This window comes from Acinetobacter sp. C13, from assembly GCF_016809775.1.
Taxonomy (GTDB): domain Bacteria; phylum Pseudomonadota; class Gammaproteobacteria; order Pseudomonadales; family Moraxellaceae; genus Acinetobacter; species Acinetobacter pittii.
Window position 1 is genome coordinate 878209 of sequence record NZ_JAFBJL010000002.1, and the last position, 21680, is coordinate 899888.

Genomic DNA, 21680 nt, shown 5'->3' on the forward strand with positions numbered 1-21680 from the left:
CAAACGTAGTTAAGATGGGCTTTTTTATGTTTTAAAATGAATTGCAGTAGGTGTAAATTAAGAGCTACTTAAGCATCTTCAACAATAACTAAACGTAAGACTATCTAGTGTAATATATAAAATTTGAAAATTAGTATTTTTCTAACCTCTAAAAAAATATATTGATTAATAAAATTATTATAGTTACTTAGCATTAAATTTTTAAACAGCATTTGGGGGCTGATTATAAATAAAAACTATTATATGAAACAAAATAAGTATTGGCATTTAATTAGGGATTTTCCCATTCTTAAGCTGTGTTTTATATGTACGTTCCCCTAGGTAGCTGTCTCGGAAAATACAAGGGATTTGTTGTTTCTAACTTTGCCTGAACTTCGTATTCCGTTCTATACCTTTCGTACGCAGTAAACATTCAATTTTGCAGTTTAAGGAAATATTGATGTCAAATTCTGCTGTTGTCGATTCAGTTGCTTTGGCTTTAAGGCAGGCTGAACTATCACAAACTGCGATTGTTCCAATACGTGCTGAACTCGGTGGCGAACAGGCAAGTGTGGATATCGCTTATGCAGTACAGGAAATCAATACTGTACGTGCATTATCTGAAGGACGCCGTTTAGTAGGTCGTAAAATTGGATTGACTTCAAAAGCCGTACAAGCTCAGCTTGGGGTGGATCAGCCTGATTTTGGAATGCTATTTGCCGATATGGCATACGGTGATGGTGATGTAATTCCAATAAGTAAATTAATTCAGCCAAAAGTTGAAGCTGAAATTGCGCTTGTACTCAAACATGATTTAACCCAAACCAGACATACATATGCAGACATTATTAGTGCTACAGACTATGCCTTGCCTGCTATTGAAGTCGTCGATAGCCGTATTGAGAACTGGAAAATCTCATTAATTGACACTGTTGCTGACAACGCTTCTAGTGCGGCTTTTGTTTTAGGTTCGCGTCCAGTACAGCTTGATCAACTTGATTTAGTGAACTGCAAAATGGTCATGACTCGTAGTAGTGAAATTGTCTCAGAGGGCGTGGGTAAAGCTTGTTTGGCCAACCCGTTGAATGCAGCTATTTGGTTGGCCGATGAAATGGTACGTCGCGGGCGCCCGTTACAGGCTGGAGATATAGTTTTAACAGGGGCATTGGGTCCAATGGTTGTAGCTCATGCCGGAGATGAGTTCGTAGTAAAAATTGAAGGCTTCGACTCAGTTACCGCATGCTTTGCTACTGAATAAAGGATAGGGAAATGAATAAGATCAAATGTGCCTTAATCGGTCCGGGAAATATTGGAACAGATTTGTTGTATAAATTACAGCGTAGTGAAGTGCTAGAACCTGTATGGATGATAGGGATTGATCCTACTTCTGAAGGTTTGGCCCGTGCTGCAAAAATGGGTTTAAAGACTACATCGGATGGAGTTGATGGTTTATTACCTCATGTACTTGAAGATGATATCAAAATTGCTTTTGATGCGACTTCTGCTTATGTACATGCAGAGAATAGCCGTAAGCTTAATGAGCTTGGCGTGTTAATGATTGATTTAACGCCTGCGGCAATTGGTCCATTTTGTGTGCCGCCAGTGAACTTAGAAGCTCTGCTAGACGCAGGTGAAGTCCCTAACGTCAATATGGTGACTTGCGGTGGGCAAGCAACTATTCCTATGGTCGCAGCGATTTCAAAAGTACAGACAGTTAGCTATGCTGAAATCATTGCGACTGTATCAACAAAATCGGTTGGCCCAGGTACGCGTAAAAATATTGATGAATTTACTCGTACTACGGCTGGTGCAATTGAAAAGGTTGGTGGTGCCAAACAAGGTAAAGCCATCATTATTATTAACCCAGCTGAACCACCATTAATGATGCGTGACACAGTACATTGTTTAGTTGAAGGAGAGCCTGACCAAGTTGCAATTACGGAATCAGTCAATGCCATGATCAAAGAAGTCCAAAAATATGTTCCGGGCTACAAACTGGTGAATGGCCCTGTATTTGATGGTAATCGTGTTTCTATATTTCTTGAAGTAGAAGGCCTAGGCGATTATTTACCGAAATATGCAGGTAATCTTGACATTATGACTGCGGCAGCTGCACGTACTGCAGAAATGTTTGCAGAACGTGTTTTATCTAATCAAAAAGCTGAAGTTGTTTAAGGAGAAACCGTATGTCTAAGATTATTGTGCATGATATGACTTTACGTGATGGTATGCATCCTCAACGCCATCAAACTACAGTTGAGCAAATGATTGCCATTTCAAGTGCGTTAGATGAGGCGGGAGTACCTTTAATTGAAGTAACTCATGGTGATGGCTTAGGGGGTAGTTCCGTTAATTACGGTTTCGCTGCTGCAACAGATGAAGAGTATTTATCTGCCGTCGTGCAACGCATGAAAAATGCCAAAGTGTCAGCGTTGTTATTGCCTGGCATTGGAACAGTTGATCATTTGAAAATGGCACATGAAATTGGTGTTTCAACCATTCGTGTTGCAACACACTGTACAGAAGCAGATGTATCTGAACAGCATATTACTGCTGCCCGTAAATTGGGAATGGATACAGTAGGCTTTTTAATGTTAGCTCATATGGCATCGCCACAACATTTGCTACAAGAAGCAAAAAAAATGGTGTCTTACGGTGCTAACTGTATTTATGTTACAGACTCAGCTGGGTACATGTTGCCACAAGATGTTACCGATCGGATTGGGTTACTCCGCCAAGAACTTGATAGCAATATTGAGTTAGGTTTCCATGGTCACCATAACTTGGGTATGGGCGTTGCCAATACTGTTGCTGCGGTTGAAGCTGGTGCAATTCGAGTCGACTTGGCGGCAGCTGGTCTAGGAGCAGGAGCAGGCAATACGCCGCTTGAATTATTTATTGCGGTTGCAAATCGTATGCAAATAGAAACAGGCGTAGACTTGTTTAAAGTACAGGATATTGCAGAAGATCTTGTGATACCAATGATGCTAAATCCAATTCGTGCCGATCGTGATGCAGCAACATTAGGTTATGCAGGTGTATATTCTTCTTTCTTGTTGTTTGCAAAACGTGCTGAAGCTAAATATGGTGTCTCTGCACGTGAAATTTTATTAGAGCTTGGTCGCCGTGGTACGGTTGGGGGACAGGAGGATATGATTGAAGATCTTGCCTTGACCATGTCAAAAGCGAAAGTAATGAGCGCATAAGTTTTTTACAAATGAAAAAGAGCACTCCACGAGAGTGCTTTTTTACATCTAATGATTTGATCTAGATGAAATAACTTGGATATAAGCGTTATTTTCTATAAATGGATGGACATCATTTTTGATTGGATGAGTTTCTATTTAAATAAAAAAACGATTAGAAAATTAAAAATAGCAAATTTAAATAAAGATATTTTAATAAAAAATAGATATATAACAAATATTTATTCTGGTTTTTAGGTAATGATTAATCGGTTTTAATGATCTGTTAAAAATCCTCATTACTGGAAAAGTAACATTTTTTTAAAGCATTGAGTTTAAAAAGAAAAATATCTTAATACTCTAGTCGAATTTTTCATAAAAAAAGAGTTGAGCATGATAGTGCTTGTTTTCATGGATTGATTGAAAGGAAGTACGCAATGCGTCGTCAAACGTTATGGATCGCAATGGCTTGCGCAATAGCAACAATAGGAGCTACTGGCACATATGCTGGCTTTGTTGAAGATAGTCAGGTTCAGCTGAAATTTAAAAACTTCTATTTAGATCGCCAGTATGATGACACCCCTGCAAAAAACTGGGGTAGTTGGTCACAAGCTGCGACACTGGATGCAAAATCGGGCTATGCAGAGTTTGGAGCATTACAACTTGGTGTTGATGTGTTGGCACAGTATGCTGTGCGTCTGGATGGTCGTGACCATAATGCCGATTGGGTTCTGCCGTATAGTGGGATTTCTGGTACAGGCACAGGAAAACAAGAGCGCCAGTTTGGTAAAATAGGAGCAACTCTTAAAGCGAAAATCAGCCAAACTGAATTACGAATTGGTGAAATTTTATCTGTAACACCAGTAATTCATTTTGATCCATCACGTCAATTATTGACCACTTATAATGGCGTATGGCTAGAGTCAAAAGATATTAAAAACACCAAATTAACGTTAGGTTATTTGGATAGTATCAATGCCCGTTATGAAAATCAGCCAATGGATTTTGGTCTATGGCCTAAAGCATTAAATAATGATGGTAAAACTGATGGGATGTATGTTGCGGGCATAGATTACCAATTAAATAAAAACTGGTCTGCAAGTTACTTTTATGGCGATGTGACGAATATCTATCGTCAAAATTACTTGGGTGTGAACTATAAAAATAATTATGACAAGTTAAAAGTCGATTCACACATACGTTTTTTCGACAATGCAGAGTCGGGAGATGCCTTGTATGGTGATATTGATAATCAAGCATTGTCTATAGGCTCAACCTTAACTTATGGCTCGCACAGCGTAGGTTTGTCTTATCAGCAAATGTTTGGCGACTATGGTAGTAATCCGAGTGCAGCAACAGGCGCTCCGTATTTTCCAACACTTGCAGGTTGGGTACCACAGCCTTATTTAGATAACTGGTCAGTTGCGAGTTTTATCCGTAAAGATGAGAAATCCGTTGGTATAACCTATAGCTACGATTTTAGTGAACTAGGTATTAAAGGATTGAAAACTACTGCCAAATATTGGCATGGCTGGGGTGTCGATTCAGCATATGAATCAAGTGCATTAACAGGCAAAGGCAAAGAAGATGAATTCAACTTTATTCTGAATTATGTAGTGCCAGAAGGGAAGTTAAAAGGTTTGGGATTCCAGTGGATATATATAGATGTCAATTTTGACAATATTGCTGGCCAAAAGAGTGATTTGCAGGAACATCGTATTGCAACGACATACACCTATAAATTTTAAATACTTTTAAATATTTCTTTAAATAACAATTTTTTATTAATACTTATTTTATATCACCTCATCGTAAACAAGTATCAGTTTAGGTGCTGTGAACAGGTAATATAGGTGAGTAAAACATTTGAAATTTGGCGTATTAAATCGGCCTAATCTTGGGTTGGGCTGTACAAATTGTAAGAGGAATAAGATGGGAACAGTACAAATCCCCGAATATAAAACAGATCCATTTTTTGGTTTGGAAGACAAATGGATTGAAACAGCAGCAGGCGAGCTTACTCATTATCATGAGCTTGGAAAAGGTACTCCAATTTTATTTTTACATGGTTCGGGTACTGGTGTTTCAGCAGCAGCAAATTGGTGGTTGAACTTACCACAAATTGCTGAGCAGGCACGCTGTATTGCTATTGATTCGATTGGTTATGGACAAACTGTTGTTGTAGAAGGCACAGCTTACGGTATCCGTGCATGGGTAGATCATGCAGTCCGTGTATTAGATGCTTTAGGAATTGAAAAAACCTGGTTAGTAGGTAATTCTTTAGGAGGTTGGTTAGCATTCCAGTTTATATTGGATTACCCAGAGCGTGTCCTTGGTATTGTATCAATGGGAACGGGTGGTGCTAAGCAGACAGCAGCACTTAAAGCACATGCTAATCCTGAATTAACAGAAGCTGGTATCCGTAAAACTTTAGAAATGTTTGTAGTGGATAAATCTTTAGTTACTGATGAATTGGTTAAAGTTCGTTTTGAGGCCGCTAAAAATGACTATGCATCAGATCGATTAATGGAAGTGGTTGGGGCTCGAGACCGTGACCGATTCGAGTTTCCTCTCGATTTCGATAAAATGAAAAATATTCAGATTCCTGTGTTACTTATTCATGGTGTGCAAGATGTAGTTATTCCTGTATCACGTACTTGGGATATTTTGAATATTGTACCGAATGCTGATGCTCATATATTTAGTCAATGTGGGCATTGGTCGCAAGTTGAAAAAGCTGATGAGTTTAACCAGATCATTAAACAATATTTAGCATTACATGATGTTAAATAAAAGATAGAAAGAAGAGTAGGAGAACTAACAGATTTCTCCTCCTCTTAAATTATAAATTTGTTTTTGTTGAATATTTTTAAATCATCTTAGACTTTTGTATTAACTTAAGGATTTTAAGACCGATTAATATTTAAGTAAAAAACTTTACTCAATAAATCGATAAACTCTTTAACACCCGAAGACTCAGCATCTTTTCTATAGCTGACATATAAATCTAAAAAAGGTAGATCAACATCTAAGGGGCGAGTGACAATATTATTTAAAGTTAATGGTTCTATATAACTAGGTAAAATGCCACAGCCTAACCCCATTCCTATTGAGTTAATATTAAATAAAATATTATGTGCAGTTTGAACAATATTAAATTTAATATTGTGTATTTCGGCAAAATTAAGAATTGTATGATGTAAAATTGAAGACTGTTCTGAAGATGGAATAATAAAGTCAATATTGTTTAAAAGCCTGACGGGTATACGTTCGTATTGTGCAAGTGGGTGATTTCGAGGAAGCAATAGCATTAGCGGTTCACGTAATACGAACTGGCTTTGTATTTCATCGTTATTTAAGTTATCCCTCATGAATGCAATATCAATGACTCCATTCTTTAATGCCTCCATTTGTTCGGTATTATTCATACTGCGTAATTCAATTTTGAGGTTTGGATTTTGTACCCGTAAACTTGGAAGAACAGATGGAAAAACTTTCATTTCTACTACTGGAACAAAACCAATCGTCAGTTGTTGTTTTTTAAATTTCGAAACTTGACGAGCCATTGCAATCGCTTTATCTGCTTGAGCTAACGTTAAACGCGCTTGCTCAAGAAATACACTTCCTTCTTCGGTGAGTTCAACTTTACGTTTAGTACGATATAATAGTTTTACGCCAACCTCATCTTCGAGGTCTTTAATTTGTTGGCTAAGAGAGGGTTGGGCCGTGTAAAGACGAAGCGCCGCTTTACTAAAGTTAAGCTCTTCTGCGACCATGATAAAATAGCGTAAATGACGTAATTCCATATCAGTTGTGATCCAAAAATCCTCTTATTAACTTTAGCGGTTAATAAAGTATGCTAAATGGTTGAAAACCATAAATCCGTTTATAAAAAACTGCTGATTAGTATCAGGCAAAATTAATTTTAATATTTAAAACCTATAATGAATAATTCATAAAAAGTCTAATTTAAAACAAATAAAATATTTCACTTAAAACATTTAAAAAATCATTATCCATTCAAACTGAATTTTATGTTGTGCTTTTTTGGCGGCAGCAGGAGTGCTTCTCATGAATGGAAAAATTGATGTGTGCGAAATCGATGCGTTAGTCGATGCACAAAATGGACGTATCTCGCCATCTATTTACACAGACCCACAATTATACGAATTGGAGTTAGAACGTATTTTTGGACGTTGCTGGCTATTTCTTTGCCACGAAAGCCAAATTCCAAAATCAGGGGACTTTTTCAACACATATATGGGTGAAGATCCCATTATTGTTACTCGCCAAAAAGATGGTTCTATCAAGGCGTTATTAAATCAATGTCGTCATCGTTCTATGCGAGTCAGCTACGCCGATTGTGGTAATACACGTGCATTTACTTGTCCATATCATGGCTGGTCTTATGGGATTGATGGTGCGCTTAAAGATATTCCATTAGAAGGTGTTGCCTTCCCACATGGTGCTTGTAAAGAAAAATGGGGATTGCAAGAAGTTCCACGTGTTGCTAGCTACAAAGGTTTGGTTTTTGGATGCTGGGCTGATGACACACCTGAATTACTCGACTATATGGGTGATATTGCTTGGTATCTCGATGCAATGATTGACCGCCGTGAAGGTGGTTCAGAAGTTATTGGTGGCATTCATAAATGGGAGATTAACTGTAACTGGAAATTTGCAGCAGAACAGTTTGCTTCTGATCAATACCACGCGCCGTACTCGCATGCCTCAGCAGTACAAGTTCTAGGTGGTAAACCAAATGATGATGCATCTAAAGCATTAGGTAGCGCACAAACTGCACGACCAGTTTGGGAAACAGCAGAAAGCTGTGTGCAATATGGACAACGCGGTCATGGTTCCGGTTTCTTCCTGACTGAAAAACCAGATGCCAATTTCTGGGTAGATGGCCAAGTAGCAGATTACTTCCGTGAAACCTATGAAGAAACCAAAGAGCGTTTGGGCGACACACGTGCTTTACGCTTGGCTGGACATAACACCATGTTCCCAACTTTGTCTTGGTTGAATGGTATGACGACGATGCGTATTTGGCATCCACGTGGACCAGATAAAACCGAAGTTTGGGCTTTTTGTATTACAGATAAAGCAGCACCACAGCACATCAAAGAAGCGATGGAGTTGAATGCTTGTCGAGCATTTGGCCCAGCTGGTTTTGCTGAAGCAGATGATGGTGAAAACTGGATTGAGATCCAGAAAGTGTTACGTGGTTATAAAGCGCGTAAAAGCAAGCTCATTATGGAAATGGGTCTTGGCAACGAAAAATACCGTGAGGATGGTATTCCGGGTATTACCAATCATGTTTTCTCTGAAACAGCAGCGCGTGGCATGTATCGCCACTGGGCAAACCTATTGATGCATGAAAAATGGGAAGATGTGCAACGTGCAGATGAGGCTTATGAACAAGAACTTTTGAAAAAAGCAGTTAAAAAAGACAAGAAGGAGCTTGTGAAATGAACCAGATCGTTGACTCATTGAAGCCACAGCCAGTGTGGCGTTCTATCGGATTAGAACTGCATCACGACATTAGTCAGTTTTTATATGCAGAAGCACAATTGTTAGATGATTGGAAGTTTCGAGATTGGTTGGATATTTTAAGCGAAGATGTTTTATATACGCTCAAAACAACGACAAATGCGCAAACTCGCGATCGTCGTAAATGTATTGCACCACCGTCCACATGGATTTATCACGATGACAAATTTGTGTTAGAGCGCCGTGTAGCAAAATTAGAAACAGGGATGTCGTGGTCCGAAGAACCTCCATCACGTACTCGTCATTTGATTACTAATATTCGGGTCGAAGCAACTGCGCAAGCAAATGAATATCAAGTTTTTAGTAATTATTTGCTTTATCGCTCGCAGAAAGAAAAAGATGTGTTGATTTATGTGGGTAAACGGGTTGATCTGATTCAAAAAGACGATAGCAGTAGCTTAGGCTGGAAAATTGCTAAACGCGATATCACCCTCGATCAAGCAACTTTGACTTCCCACAATATTACGGTGTTTTTCTAATGAGTAAGATTTTCGTTTGTCAGATTGATGAGTTAGATGAAGGCGAAGCCCTAAAAGTTGATTGTAATGTCGGGGATATTGCAGCAGTTGCAGTGTTTAACTTTAACGGTGAGTTTTTTGCCATGAATGATAAATGCAGTCATGGTAATGCCTCCATGTCTGAAGGCTACTTAGAAGATGATGGTACGGTTGAATGCCCACTCCATGCATCACGCTTTTGTTTAAAAACAGGTGTACCACAATGTGTACCAGCGACCGATCCAATTCAGACATTTCCAGTGGTAATTGAAGACGGCGCACTTTATGTTGAAATGATGGGAGCGTAATGATGGGCTGGCTAGAGGGTGAAGTCGCACTGATTACTGGTGGTGGTTCAGGACTAGGACTTGCATTGGTTGAGCGCTTTTTACAAGAGGGCGCCCATGTGGGTGTATTGCAACGGTCTCAATCAAAAGTAGATGAATTGATCGCACGCTATGGTGACAAAATTGTAGCAATGACAGGAGATGTGGCTAGTTTTGAAGATAACGTTCGTGCCGTGCAAGCTACTGTAGAACGCTTTGGAAAACTAGACTGTTTCATTGGGAACGCTGGTATTTGGGATCATTATGCTGACATCGTCAACATGAGCGGTGAACAGTTAAATACTGCTTTTGATGAAATTATGGGCATCAATACAAAAGGCTATTTGTTGGGTGCCAAAGCTGCTTTAGACGAGCTACTTAAAACCGAAGGTTCGATGATTTTTACCTTATCGAACTCGGCTTTTTATTCATCTGGTGGTGGGCCAATTTATACTGCCTCAAAACATGCTGGTGTAGGTTTAGTGCGTGAACTGGCCTATGAATTAGCACCTAAAATCCGCGTGAATGCGGTTTCTCCCTCTGGTATGAATGTCAATGTAAAGGGCGCTGCTTCGCTTGGGCAAGAACATCTAGGGCTTCTTGATGCACGTGACCCAGAAAAAATTGGGCAAGGCATGCCACTGAAATTTTTACCAGAACCTGAAGATATGACGGGCTCTTATGTATTACTCGCATCTCGTCAAAATAACCGACCATTATCGGGTGTTTTCATTAACGCAGACTGTGGTTTGGGTATTCGTGGCTTACGCCAAGCGAACGCTGGTTTTTTTGATGCTTAATTTTAATCCGATATTAATGGACTAATAAGACAGCTAAAAACTGTCTTATTTCGGAGCTAATCATGACTGTTAAACTTATTTGCGCTTCTCATAGCCCGCTAATGGAATTTGCGTCTCCAGCAGAACAACACCAAGAACATACGGTACGTAAGACGTTTGAAAAGCTCGCTGCAGAGGTCAAAGCATACGACCCAACTTTAATAATTGCCTTTGGACCAGATCATTTTAACGGCTTCTTTTATGATCTAATGCCGAGTTTCTGTGTGGGTGTCCGTGCAACAGCAGCAGGTGACTGGAATTATGGTCCGGGTGAGCTCAATGTGCCAGAAAACACAGCATTGGGTTTAATTCGACGTGTACTTGATGAAGGTGTAGATGTTGCTTATTCATATCGTATGCAAGCGGATCATGGTGTAACCCAACCGCTGCATTTTTTATGTGATGGTCAACTTAATCGCTATCCAACCATTCCAATATTTATTAATGGTGCTGCTGCGCCAATGCCTACGACAAAACGAACTATTGCTTTTGGACGAGCGGTTGGGGCTTTCATCAACTCAATTAATCTAAAAAATGAACGTATATTAATTTTGGGCACAGGTGGACTTTCACATGATCCACCCACTCCTCAAATGGGCTCTGCACCACCAGAAGTTGAAGAGTTTCTAATTGCCGGACGAAACCCTACGAGTGAAGCTAGAAATGCACGTCAGGCCAAAATCATTTCAGTTGGACAGCGTTTAGCGGCAGGTGACAAGAGCGTATCTGTTCCACTTAATCCAGAGTGGGACGAGCGGTTATTGGAAAAATTCAAAAATGCAGACTTTGCTGCGCTTGAAGCGATGACTGAAGACGAAATACGACGTGAAGGTGGGCGCGGGGGACAAGAAGTCCGAACTTGGATGGCTGCTTTTGCTGCACTACACACAGTGGGTGATTATGAAATGACCTTACATTGCTATGAACCAATCAGTGAATGGATTGCTGGCTTTGGCATAGTCTCTGCCGAGCTGAAATAAAGGGTAAGCAATGAATATTCAAACTATTGTCATTATTGGTGCCGGGCAAGCTGGTGCAAGTGCTATTTTAGAATTACGTGCTAACAAATATGAAGGTCGAATTATTTTAATAGGTGATGAACCCCATTTACCTTATGAGCGTCCGCCTTTGTCTAAAGATATGATTCTCAGACCTGAACAGACTAAAATTGAGATTCTGTCTCAACAGAAACTAGAAGACCTAGGTGTTGAGTTTATTAAAGGTAATGCCGTTGTAAAGATTGTACCTGAACAATATCAAGTGATTTTGGAAAATGGTGAACATGTCTATTATGACAAGTTATTATTGGCAACTGGTGGTTCACCTCGCCGTCTTCCGGTTTTGGATGGGTTGGGTAAAAAGGTTTATACCCTACGGAATCTAGACGATTCACAAGCTTTAATTCCAGTTTTTCAGCCAAAGAATCGGATTGTATTGGTGGGCGGTGGAGTTATTGGTTTAGAGTTAGCGTCTAGTGCTCGTTTTAGAGACTGTCATGTAACTGTGCTAGAACAAAGCCCAATGATTATGGGGCGCTCGCCAGCCATAATTAGTGAATTTTTACTTGATCAGCACCGTAGTCGAGGTGTTGATATTCGACTCAATGTGAAAATTGCTGATACCGAACTGCGCGGCGAAGAAATGGTCATTCTATTGGAAAGTGGTGAAGAGATCATTGCCGATGCTGTTGTTTATGGCATTGGAATTGTACCAAATGCCCAATTGGCCGTAGACGCTGGTTTAGACGTAGATTTTGCTATTAAAGTGAATGAAAATTGTCAGACTTCCCATCCAGATATTTATGCTGCTGGTGATGTAGCAACACAACTACGTAATAATGGTCATTATATTCGTATAGAAACTTGGGAAAATGCTAATAACCAAGCGGGTACTTTTGCTCGTCATGTTATGCAGGTAGAGCATCCTAAAGTAAATCCATCATGGTTTTGGACCGACCAATATGACCTGAACTTTCAATTTGTTGGAGATATGTCGGCAAAAGAGTGGCATATTCGAGGCAATATGAATCCGCAAGAAAATCAAAAAGTGGGATTTACCTTATTTGGATTAGATCAAGGCATTGTTGTTGCTGGTATTGCAGTTAATCAGGCACGAGATGTTCGGTATTTGAAAAAAATAGTTTCTAGTTCTATCGCCTTTGATAAAGAGAAATTGCTAGATGTCTCAATTGAATTGCGAAAATTAATTTAAATAAAGTCGTTATACTAAAGACCTATTTAACGTTGAAAAGAAAAACCGTCATGATTATATGACGGTTTTTTTATGCCTGATTATAGATATCAAATAAAAATTGAAAGCATTAATACTTAATTTGAACTGTATAATAACTTTTAACTATTGAAAAAGCAGTTTTGTTTCATCGAGATTAATATGTTTTTTAGATATATAAATTTTAAAAGCTTGAAAATTTATACCTAAATAATTGAAATTTAATTTAATTTTTATGCTTAACTATAAATGAATTGTCTAAGAATAAAATATATTAAAGAAAATACATTTTTTTTATTTTTTGTTTTTACGAATAAATAAAACTTAAGGCTAATGTCGAAATCAAAGTGATTAATAAATGATGTGCTGTGATTTTTCAAACTGATAGAAAAGGATTTTTCTATGAACCGTGCAGGAAAAAAGCACTCTATTATTACGATCGCCATTTGTTTTCTAATCGCTGTGATTGAGGGAATTGATATACAGGCAGCTGGTATTGCGGCTGTTGGTATTCGAGAATCCTTTGGTTTAAATAGCTCTCAACTCGGTATTTTTTTTAGTGCAGGAATATTGGGTTTACTACCAGGCGCGTTAATTGGTGGACGTTATGCCGATCGTATTGGTCGTAAGATGGTATTGATCGGAGCTGTGGCTATTTTTGCTGTATTTACCCTTTTTACAGTCTGGGTAAATACTTTCTATACTTTGCTATTGGTACGCTTTCTTGCTGGAGCTGGTTTAGGAGCTGCAATGCCGAATTTGATTGCTCTTGTTTCAGAAGCTGTTTCTAACGAAAATCGTGGTCGTGCCGTTGGCCTAATGTATTGTGGTATGCCAATAGGAGCTATCTTAGTATCTTTGCTAGCAGCCTATGATGTAAGCGGTCACTGGCAAACGATTTTTTATGTAGGAGGAATTGTTCCATTGCTTGTGATTCCTCTTATGATCAAATTTTTACCAGAATCTCGAGAGTTTTTACAAACGAGATTTCAAGATAAATCGATTACACATATACAAAGCTCTTTTAAAAACCTTTTTCAAAATAATTATGCTTCGCAGACCTTATTACTGTGGGCAAGCTATTTCTTTACCTTGATGATTGTCTACATCATGTTGAGTTGGTTACCGTCTCTATTTATGGAGTTAGGATTCTCTCGTCAACAGGGCAGCTTAGCTCAAGTATTTTTCCAAATGGGAGCTGCCATTGGTACAGTTGTATTGGGTATCTTGATTGACCGCTGGAATAAAGCTTATGTGATTATACTTATGTACATAGGTATTTTAGCTGGTTTATTTAGTTTAAATGGAGCTGGAAATTTAACTGCAATGTATGCAGCCGCAGCCTTAATGGGAACATTTACCATTGGTGGTCAAGGCGTTTTATATGCTTTTGGAAGTATTGTGTACCCGACTGAAATCCGGGCAACTGGCGTAGGTAGTGCTGCAGCAGTTGGCCGTATTGGTGCAATGTTGGGTCCTGCAATTGCTGGTCAGTTACTTGCTATGGGAAGTGGTGCTACAGGTGTTATTTCCGCTGCTATTCCTGGAATTGTCATTTCAGCATTACTGATGCTTTTGGTGATTCGTCGATTACATCAGCAGACTAAATAACTCAAATAGAACAATGAAAAAGGCTCATATTTTCGGAGCTTTTTTCATTTATGAAACTATTCAAGAAACCTCAAACCTATTCACTGCAAGCTTAAAAACAAATCAATCATTGTAAATGTCAGCTGAATTTACTTCGTGTTTTAAAAAGAACCTTAATTGAGTAAGAGTAATGTACCCAGATGCCCAGCAAAAGCTTTGGAATCGTTCATTTATCCTTTGTGTATTAAACAACCTTTTTTTATTCATTTATTACTATGCTTTGCTCACCATATTACCCCTTTATATTTTAAAAGAATTATCAGGTTCAATTAGTCAGGCAGGTTTGGCATTAACTTTATTTTTGATTTCATCGATTGCCATTCGTCCTTTTGCTGGTTTGATCATTGAACGTTTCGGCGAAAAAACAGTGTTGCGAGGTTCAGCATTACTGTTTGCATTTTTGGCCCTTGGTTATTTATGTGTAAATCAACTATGGATATTACTGATGATCCGGTTCGTGCATGGAATCTGGTTTAGTATTTTAACTACGGTCACCGTACCTATTGTGAATGAATTCATCCCAGAGCAGAGGAAAGGCGAAGGCATGGGATATTTCGTCATGTCTACAAATTTAGCGGTTGTATTTGGGCCAATGATTGCACTAGCTACCCTACGTTACACTAGTTTTTATAACCTATTTATTCTTCTCACTTTAATTGTATGTATGGGTTTAGTTTTTTGCTTTCTTATACCAGTGACATCGTTACAAGATAGGCAGTGGGTACAAGCAAAGAAGAAAATTAGTTTAAACGATATTATTGAAAGAAAAGTAATTCCTATTGGTTTGATTGCATTATTCGTTGCAATGGCTTATTCAAGCATCATGAGCTTTATAAGTATCTATAGTGAAACTAAAAACTTACTCCCTGCAACAAGTGTATTTTTTATTGTTTTTGCAATATCAATGATTATGGCGCGTCCTTGGGTTGGTTATTCATACGATAAAAGAGGGGCTAACTCAGTCGTTTATCCTTCGTTTATTCTTTTTTCGGTAGGATTGTTCTTGGTGAGTCAAATGCAGACCCAGTGGGAATATTGGTTTGCTGCTGCTTTAATCGGTGCGGGGTATGGCTCACTTTTTCCTGTTTTTCAAACCATGGCTATACAAACGGTCGAGAAAAACAGAATTGGGTATGCGGTTTCAACCTTTTTTACTTTATTTGATTTAGGGATGGCGATTGGTTCGCTTATGGTAGGATTTATTATTGCCCATATAGGCTATGAGAAAACTTACCAGTTATGTGCATGGCTAACGATAATGACTTTATTTTTATATCGTTGGCTATGTAATCGAGATACAAAGACAAAAATTGGGATATGACATGGAATTACGTCACTTACGCTATTTTGTTGCGGTCGCTGAAGAGCTAAATTTTACGAAAGCAGCATTACGAATGCATACGGTACAGCCTTCGCTCAGTCAACAGATTAAAGACTTAGAAGATGAAGTTGGTGTTCAGCTTTTTATACGCAGCAAACGAAAAGTCGAGCTTACAAAAGCAGGGGAAGTTTTTTTTAAAGAAGCGCTTATTATTTTAGAACACACCGAGAAAGCCATTAGCTTGGCTAGACAAACTGCAAAAGTTGAACAAGAACAATTAAATATTGGCTTTGTTCCAGTCGCTGAGATGAAAGTTTTTCCTTATATCATGCCGAATATTAGAGCGTATTTCCCAGAGCTTAAAATTGATTTTCAAAGTTTAATTGATGATGCTCAACTACAGGCACTGAAGAAGGGGGAAATAGATATTGCTTTTACGCGTTATGGTGCAAATACAGATGAACTGGTTTCTATTCAAATCTTCCAAGAGCCACTCACTTTAATTATTCCTAAAAACTCGCCAGAAGCACAGCAAGAACGCATTAGTATAAAAAGTTTTGAGCATCATAATTTTGTGATGTGTAATGAAGAAGCTTCACCTGAGCTTTATCGAATTATTGATGGTTTTTTTAAAAAATCTAAACTTAATATTCATATTGTGCAGCATTCAACCAACATTTTACTCAATGTTAATTTAGTTGGAATGGAAATTGGTTGGAGTCTCGTTCCTCAGTATGTTATCCCATTATTAGGGGATAAAATTGTAGTTAAAAAGACGGTAGAACCTTTACCAATGATAGGTCTACACGTTTCTTATCGCAAAGACCATGTAAACAAAGCTATAGATTTAATTTTGGATGTACTTAAAAAACAGTTTCATCTAAATTTTGCATTTTAAAAAAGCCATTCTAAAGAATGGCTTAATTATACTTAGTTGATCAAATGCATTTTTTGGAACAGTTCTTCACTTATACTATTTACAGTTTGAGGAATAGCGAGACCTGCAATAAAACGGTCAGGTCTTAAAATCACCATAGATTGATTTGTTTGGCTAAACCAAGAGCGAATTTCAGTGTCTACATCACCAATAGTAATTACATGTTCGTCAGAAGGTCGATTCGGAGCGTCTAACTGAATCGCAGGTATGACTTGAATAAATTTAATACCTAATTTAGCCCATTTTTTCATACTATTTGGTGAGATCCCCCAAGTAGGATTAACTCCCCAAGCAAGAATGGCAAAGTTATTACCAATCACTTCGTCGAGTAAAACTTTGTCTTTATTTTCAAGCTGAACATGAGGCTGGATGAACATCTTGCCGACAGGTGTATTCTTTTCTGGAAAAGGTGCCAATATGCCTTGATGATATTTCGGCATGGGTTTAAAACGCATTTCAAACAAATAACGTTTTATCGGTTGTATGTAATTTAATACGTAAGCAATACCGTCACGAACCACACCTTGCCATTTCTTTGGTGGAGCAAGAACATGTCCCGCCAAAACAGATAAATTAATCATGGCCTGAGCGTGGTCTTTTCTTTCTAGTTGGTAACTGTCTAGAATCTCTGGCTTTGCAATTTTTTTAATGACTAATGCCATTTTCCAAGCAAGATTAAAAGCATCACGCATGCCACTATTGTAACCTTGACCTTGCCATACAGGCATAATATGTGCTGCATCTCCAGCTAATAAAATACGGTCTACACGAAAACGGTCTGCAATGCGTGCATTGTGTGTATAAACACGCTGACGTATCACTTCGATATTGTCCGTATGAGGTAAAACTTTACTCAATAAACGATTAATATTTTCGGGTTTACTCAATTCTTCCTGAGTCTCTCCAGGCATTACCATAAACTCAAAACGACGAATACCATGTGGTAAAGCAGCCGATACATAAGGACGTACTGGATCACAGCATAAATATACATGAGGCGTCGCTAGTGGATCGTTAGCAAGGTCAATAACAATCCATTGGTTTGGAGCAGTTTCACCCTCAAAATTAATGTTAAGTGTACGGCGTACAAATGAATTTCCACCATCGCAAGCAATTAAATACTGCGCTTGAACAGTTTCCTGCTTTTGATCTTTAGTCGTTAAATTTAACGTTACATGGTCTTTGTCTTGAGAGAAGCTATTTAATTGACGTGAAAAACGCACGTCTGTGGTTGGATAGGCTGCTAAACCTTCCAGTAAAACACGGTCAACTTGGGGTTGGATAAATGCATTACGACGTGGCCAGCCAAATTCGCGAGTCATAGGCTGAATATCCGCAAAACAGCGACCTTTAGGGGTCAAAAACCGCATAGCATGATTAGGGGTAGTGTGCGGTAAAACTTGTTTGATTAAACCTACTGACTGAATCGTGCGTAATGATTCATCATCAATACCAATCGCTCTTGGATAATCAATGAGTTGGTCTAGTTGTTCAATAACAGTAACTTGTACACCTTGTTTACTTAAATAATTTGCAATTGTTAACCCAACTGGGCCTGCACCTAAAATTGCAACTTCCGTGGTGTGATGTTGAGTCTGATTCACAGTAAATATCCCTTACTATCAAGTTTTCTTATTAATATCAAAATTGAAACAAAGCTAAATTTAATCAATAGTTTAATAAGACGATTTTTTGAAGGGTAATGTATGCCTTATTGATTTTAATGTATTGTATTTAAAGAATTTTTAAATATTTTGTAATAGGTTTTTTTAATCCAATCATTGTTTTAAATTATATATAATTGTATGGAAGTTGGAACGACGTTTAATCAACCTTTTCATTCGCCATTATTTTCTTAGCTATTTTCACAAAAGTAAAAAACTCAGTACTAGAATAGATATCAACCGAAAAAAATTACTTTTACATTAATTGACTGAGTAATTACTGTTGCTCATATCAGAGCATGTTAATTTATGTGCAACATTGTTATTAGGACATCAAAGCTCATTTTAACTGAGTATAAATATTCAAGCCTTTATAACGAATCTATAAACAGTTTTTCATCAGGAGAACAAAGATGGGATATGTAACCACAAAAGATGGCGTAGAAATTTTCTATAAAGATTGGGGACCACGCGATGCCCAAGTTTTATTTTTTCATCATGGATGGCCTTTAAGTTCAGATGATTGGGACACACAGTTGCTTTTTTTCCTTAAAGAAGGTTTTCGTGTAGTTGCTCATGATAGACGGGGACATGGGCGTTCAAGTCAGGTGTGGGATGGTCACGATATGGACCACTATGCAGATGATCTGGCAGAAGTAGTTAAACATCTGAACATTAAAAATGCAATTCATATTGGCCATTCAACAGGTGGTGGTGAGGTAGTTCGCTATATCGCACGTCATGGTCAAGAAAACGTTGCAAAAGCTGTCCTTGTTAGTGCGGTTCCACCACTTATGGTTAAAACCGAAAATAATCCTGAAGGTTTACCAAAAGAAGTTTTTGATGACCTGCAAAATCAAGTTCTCACAAACCGTGCGCAATTTTTCCGTGACTTGCCATCTGGCCCGTTCTATGGATTTAACCGACCAGATGCGAAGCCATTGGAAGGTATCATTTCGAACTGGTGGCGTCAGGGGATGAATGGCAGTGCAAAAGCGCATTACGACGGTATCGTCGCTTTTTCACAAACTGACTTTACAGAAGATTTAAAGAAAATCACTATTCCTGTTTTGGTATTACATGGTGACGACGACCAAATCGTGCCTTATAAAACTTCTGGGGTGAAATCTGCTGAATTACTTCCGAATAGCCAACTCAAAATTTATCCAGGCTTTTCTCACGGGATGTTAACTGTGAACCATGAAGTGATTAATACAGACTTATTGGCATTTATTCGCGAATAATTAAAAGTATTTAAACTTTAGAAAAAGGCATTTTGAATGCCTTTTTTTATAATAAAAATAAATTGTAATCAAAATTGAAATAAGGTTCATAACTTTACCAAGCGCACACTTTCAGTAACAGCTTTCTATGTTTTGATAGATGAAAGATAGAATTATAAGTATGAAAAATGAGGTGATGAAATGTCTAAACGCATATTACATGTCGTGACCAATATTTCACGCTATAAGGATGTAGATGAACCAACAGGGCTGTGGTTAGGCGAACTCACCCATGCCTATGATGAATTTGAAAAGCAAGGTTACATACAAGATATTGTTAGCCCAAATGGCGGTAAAACTCCAATTGAACCTAAGTCACTTTTGCCTTTAGTTGCAGATAAGTCTGTTAAAGACCGAGAAAAAGATCAATCTTTTATTATGCTGCTAGCAAATACATTTAAGCCTTCCGATATTCATTGGCAAGATTATGACGTAATCTATTACACAGGTGGTCACGGTGTGATGTGGGATTTTTTAGATAACCCTGAACTTCAAGAAATCACCAAAAATATTTATGAAAATGGCGGCATCGTTTCGAGTGTTTGTCACGGATATTGTGGCTTGCTCAATGTACGACTTTCAAATGGCGGGCGACTGATAAAAGATAAGAAGTTAACAGGCTTTGCTTGGAGTGAAGAGGTTTTAGCAGGGGTAGCAAAAAAAGTGCCGTACAATGCCGAAGAATTAGCGAAAGAATACGGCGCTCATTATGAAAAAGCTTTTATTCCTTTTGCACCATATGTCGTTCAAGACGGCAAGTTAATTACAGGTCAAAACCCTTTTTCAGCTAGAAAGACGGCTTTAGCAATAGTAGAAGAGCTAGAAAAGTCGTAATTGTTAATGATTCAAATATGAATCAGACAAGCAAAACCTGTGACGGTTTTGCTTGTCTGTTGTTTAAATAAAGTGGTTTGATGGAGCACGGCTAATTTTTAAGGAACAATCACAAAATCAGGGTTTGCTATTGCAAAAACTGCTTCACGGTCTGCGGCTGGTGGATAAATCCAGATGGTATTAATTTCTTGTTTAATTTTTTTAGCTTCATCACGCACAAATTGAACCTGACGATCCCAACCTTCAGTATAAAGTGCGCCCCAAGGACCTAAGTCAACACATGTCACATACTTTGGTTGACTGTATGGATGAAGTGGTAAATCAGCTAGTTCTGCCGCAGCGTTGTAACCCGCTACACGACCTAGACTCATGGCATGTTGGCAAGACATCACGTTAAAATTACCTAAATCATCGGTTGGAACTTTTACCGTATCGCCAGTCACAAAAATATTTTTTGCTTCAGGTGCATGTAAATAAGCATCCCCAATCAAACGGCCTAAATTATCTTTTTCACCAGCAATTTGAGAGGTGAGCGAGTTAGCTCTCATGCCAGCAGTCCAAATCACGGTTTCTGTTTCAATTTTTTCGCCGTTTGAAAGCGTTACCCCTGATGCATCAAGTGCAGTAACGCGTAGCCCAGCTTTACCTTCCACACCGAGTTCTGTGAGAGCTTCTCGAATGACAGCCGCAGCTTGGTTACCCATCGCCGCGCCAATTTCTGTTGAGGAATCTACTAAAACTACACGGACATCAGTTTCACCTAAAATGCTACGCAGACGTTCAGGCATTTCGGTAACGGTTTCTAACCCAGTAAGACCACCACCTGCAACGACCACCGTATTACGCGTTGCATTTGCAGGTTTATTAGCTAAGTTTTTAAGATGTTGGTCTAGTTTTTCAGCATCTTCTAGTGTGCTTACGCTAAAGCCATATTCGGTAAGACCCGATATAGGCGGCATAAACGTCGTACTTCCGGTTGCCAGAATAAAACGGTCATAGCTTAAGGATTGTTTGTTGTCATCGGTGGTTAAAACCTCAATTGCCTGTTGGTCGACATCAATTTTATTTACCCAACCTGCCAGAAATTTAACCCCAACCACACTTAATAACTCTGAAATATCAGGGTTCATGTTTTCAAGCACAGCTTCATAAAGACGAGGACGAATACCAACATTCGGGCTAGGGGAAACCATCAGCACCTCAATGTTTTGTTCTTGCGACGCTAAGTGAATTGCTCTTTGTGCAGCGAGTGCAGCCCATAAACCCGCAAAGCCAGAACCTGCAATAATAATACGCTTGCTCATTTGATTATCCTTTTGATAGATTTTCGGACAACATATTCCAACTCATCACAAAATTTAGGGTGAGCGAATCCTTTCTCTG

Annotated in this window: 19 protein-coding genes; 16 read left to right on the forward strand and 3 right to left on the reverse strand. The window is 38.5% G+C overall.

Annotated features, from left to right (window positions below):
* Positions 1-439 precede the first annotated feature (439 nt).
* The 5 genes from JGE69_RS09365 (at position 440) to JGE69_RS09385 (ending at position 5957) form a co-directional block, all read left to right on the forward strand.
* A complete protein-coding gene (locus JGE69_RS09365) occupies positions 440-1237 on the forward strand; it encodes a 2-keto-4-pentenoate hydratase (RefSeq protein ID WP_060466466.1) in 798 nt (265 codons plus the stop codon).
* A gap of 11 nt (positions 1238-1248) precedes the next feature.
* The gene (locus tag JGE69_RS09370; RefSeq protein ID WP_060466467.1) at positions 1249-2154 is read left to right on the forward strand and encodes an acetaldehyde dehydrogenase (acetylating); all 906 of its coding nucleotides are present in this window, start codon (positions 1249-1251) and stop codon (positions 2152-2154) included.
* A gap of 11 nt (positions 2155-2165) precedes the next feature.
* Positions 2166-3185, forward strand: coding sequence for a 4-hydroxy-2-oxovalerate aldolase (dmpG, locus tag JGE69_RS09375; protein WP_199112661.1), 1020 nt, complete (start codon positions 2166-2168; stop codon positions 3183-3185).
* A 416-nt stretch (positions 3186-3601) separates the two neighbouring features.
* Positions 3602-4912 (forward strand): OprD family outer membrane porin, encoded by a 1311-nt coding sequence (locus JGE69_RS09380; RefSeq protein WP_199112659.1) that lies wholly within the window; start codon positions 3602-3604, stop codon positions 4910-4912.
* Between the two features lie 184 nt (positions 4913-5096).
* Positions 5097-5957 (forward strand): alpha/beta fold hydrolase, encoded by an 861-nt coding sequence (locus JGE69_RS09385; RefSeq protein WP_199112658.1) that lies wholly within the window; start codon positions 5097-5099, stop codon positions 5955-5957.
* Between the two features lie 113 nt (positions 5958-6070).
* Here the strand turns inward: JGE69_RS09385 and hcaR are convergent, their stop codons facing one another.
* The gene (gene hcaR, locus JGE69_RS09390) at positions 6071-6970 is read right to left on the reverse strand and encodes a DNA-binding transcriptional regulator HcaR (RefSeq protein WP_108010706.1); all 900 of its coding nucleotides are present in this window, start codon (positions 6968-6970) and stop codon (positions 6071-6073) included.
* A gap of 265 nt (positions 6971-7235) precedes the next feature.
* Between hcaR and hcaE the strand changes: the two genes are divergently transcribed.
* The 9 genes from hcaE to JGE69_RS09435 all read left to right on the forward strand — a co-directional run bounded on the left by hcaE (position 7236) and on the right by JGE69_RS09435 (position 16477).
* Positions 7236-8639, forward strand: coding sequence for a 3-phenylpropionate/cinnamic acid dioxygenase subunit alpha (gene hcaE / locus JGE69_RS09395; RefSeq protein WP_060466472.1), 1404 nt, complete (start codon positions 7236-7238; stop codon positions 8637-8639).
* Positions 8636-9196 (forward strand): 3-phenylpropionate/cinnamic acid dioxygenase subunit beta, encoded by a 561-nt coding sequence (gene hcaF / locus JGE69_RS09400; RefSeq protein WP_068562981.1) that lies wholly within the window; start codon positions 8636-8638, stop codon positions 9194-9196. Before hcaE ends, hcaF begins: the two co-directional genes overlap by 4 nt.
* On the forward strand, positions 9196-9522 hold the full coding sequence (gene hcaC, locus JGE69_RS09405) for a 3-phenylpropionate/cinnamic acid dioxygenase ferredoxin subunit (RefSeq protein WP_068562982.1): 327 nt from the start codon (positions 9196-9198) through the stop codon (positions 9520-9522). The genes hcaF and hcaC overlap by 1 nt, the downstream gene beginning before the upstream one ends.
* A 2-nt stretch (positions 9523-9524) precedes the next feature.
* Entirely contained in the window at positions 9525-10340 is an 816-nt protein-coding gene (gene hcaB, locus JGE69_RS09410; protein ID WP_199112657.1) for a 3-phenylpropionate-dihydrodiol/cinnamic acid-dihydrodiol dehydrogenase, read from the forward strand.
* Between the two features lie 62 nt (positions 10341-10402).
* Positions 10403-11359, forward strand: coding sequence for a 3-carboxyethylcatechol 2,3-dioxygenase (locus JGE69_RS09415; RefSeq protein WP_199112656.1), 957 nt, complete (start codon positions 10403-10405; stop codon positions 11357-11359).
* 10 nt (positions 11360-11369) lie between these two features.
* On the forward strand, positions 11370-12590 hold the full coding sequence (hcaD, locus tag JGE69_RS09420; RefSeq protein ID WP_069123455.1) for a 3-phenylpropionate/cinnamic acid dioxygenase ferredoxin--NAD(+) reductase subunit: 1221 nt from the start codon (positions 11370-11372) through the stop codon (positions 12588-12590).
* A 420-nt stretch (positions 12591-13010) separates the two neighbouring features.
* Positions 13011-14219 (forward strand): 3-(3-hydroxy-phenyl)propionate transporter MhpT, encoded by a 1209-nt coding sequence (gene mhpT, locus JGE69_RS09425; RefSeq protein ID WP_068562985.1) that lies wholly within the window; start codon positions 13011-13013, stop codon positions 14217-14219.
* A 169-nt stretch (positions 14220-14388) separates the two neighbouring features.
* Entirely contained in the window at positions 14389-15579 is a 1191-nt protein-coding gene (locus tag JGE69_RS09430) for an MFS transporter (protein WP_069123453.1), read from the forward strand.
* A 1-nt stretch (position 15580) separates the two neighbouring features.
* Complete coding sequence (locus JGE69_RS09435) at positions 15581-16477, forward strand: LysR substrate-binding domain-containing protein (RefSeq protein ID WP_199112655.1); 897 nt, start codon at positions 15581-15583, stop codon at positions 16475-16477.
* A 32-nt stretch (positions 16478-16509) separates the two neighbouring features.
* Here JGE69_RS09435 and JGE69_RS09440 read toward each other — a convergent pair whose 3' ends face one another.
* Positions 16510-18120, reverse strand: a complete 1611-nt coding sequence (locus tag JGE69_RS09440) for a bifunctional 3-(3-hydroxy-phenyl)propionate/3-hydroxycinnamic acid hydroxylase (protein WP_199112654.1) — start codon at positions 18118-18120, stop codon at positions 16510-16512.
* Positions 18121-18593: 473 nt separating this feature from the next.
* Between JGE69_RS09440 and JGE69_RS09445 the strand changes: the two genes are divergently transcribed.
* Positions 18594-19424, forward strand: coding sequence for an alpha/beta fold hydrolase (locus JGE69_RS09445; protein ID WP_199112653.1), 831 nt, complete (start codon positions 18594-18596; stop codon positions 19422-19424).
* 180 nt (positions 19425-19604) lie between these two features.
* A complete protein-coding gene (locus JGE69_RS09450; protein ID WP_199112651.1) occupies positions 19605-20297 on the forward strand; it encodes a type 1 glutamine amidotransferase domain-containing protein in 693 nt (230 codons plus the stop codon).
* Positions 20298-20395: 98 nt separating this feature from the next.
* Here the strand turns inward: JGE69_RS09450 and JGE69_RS09455 are convergent, their stop codons facing one another.
* Positions 20396-21601: an NAD(P)/FAD-dependent oxidoreductase gene (locus JGE69_RS09455; RefSeq protein ID WP_199112649.1), complete on the reverse strand. Its 1206-nt coding sequence runs from the start codon at positions 21599-21601 to the stop codon at positions 20396-20398.
* Positions 21602-21680: the final 79 nt, after the last annotated feature.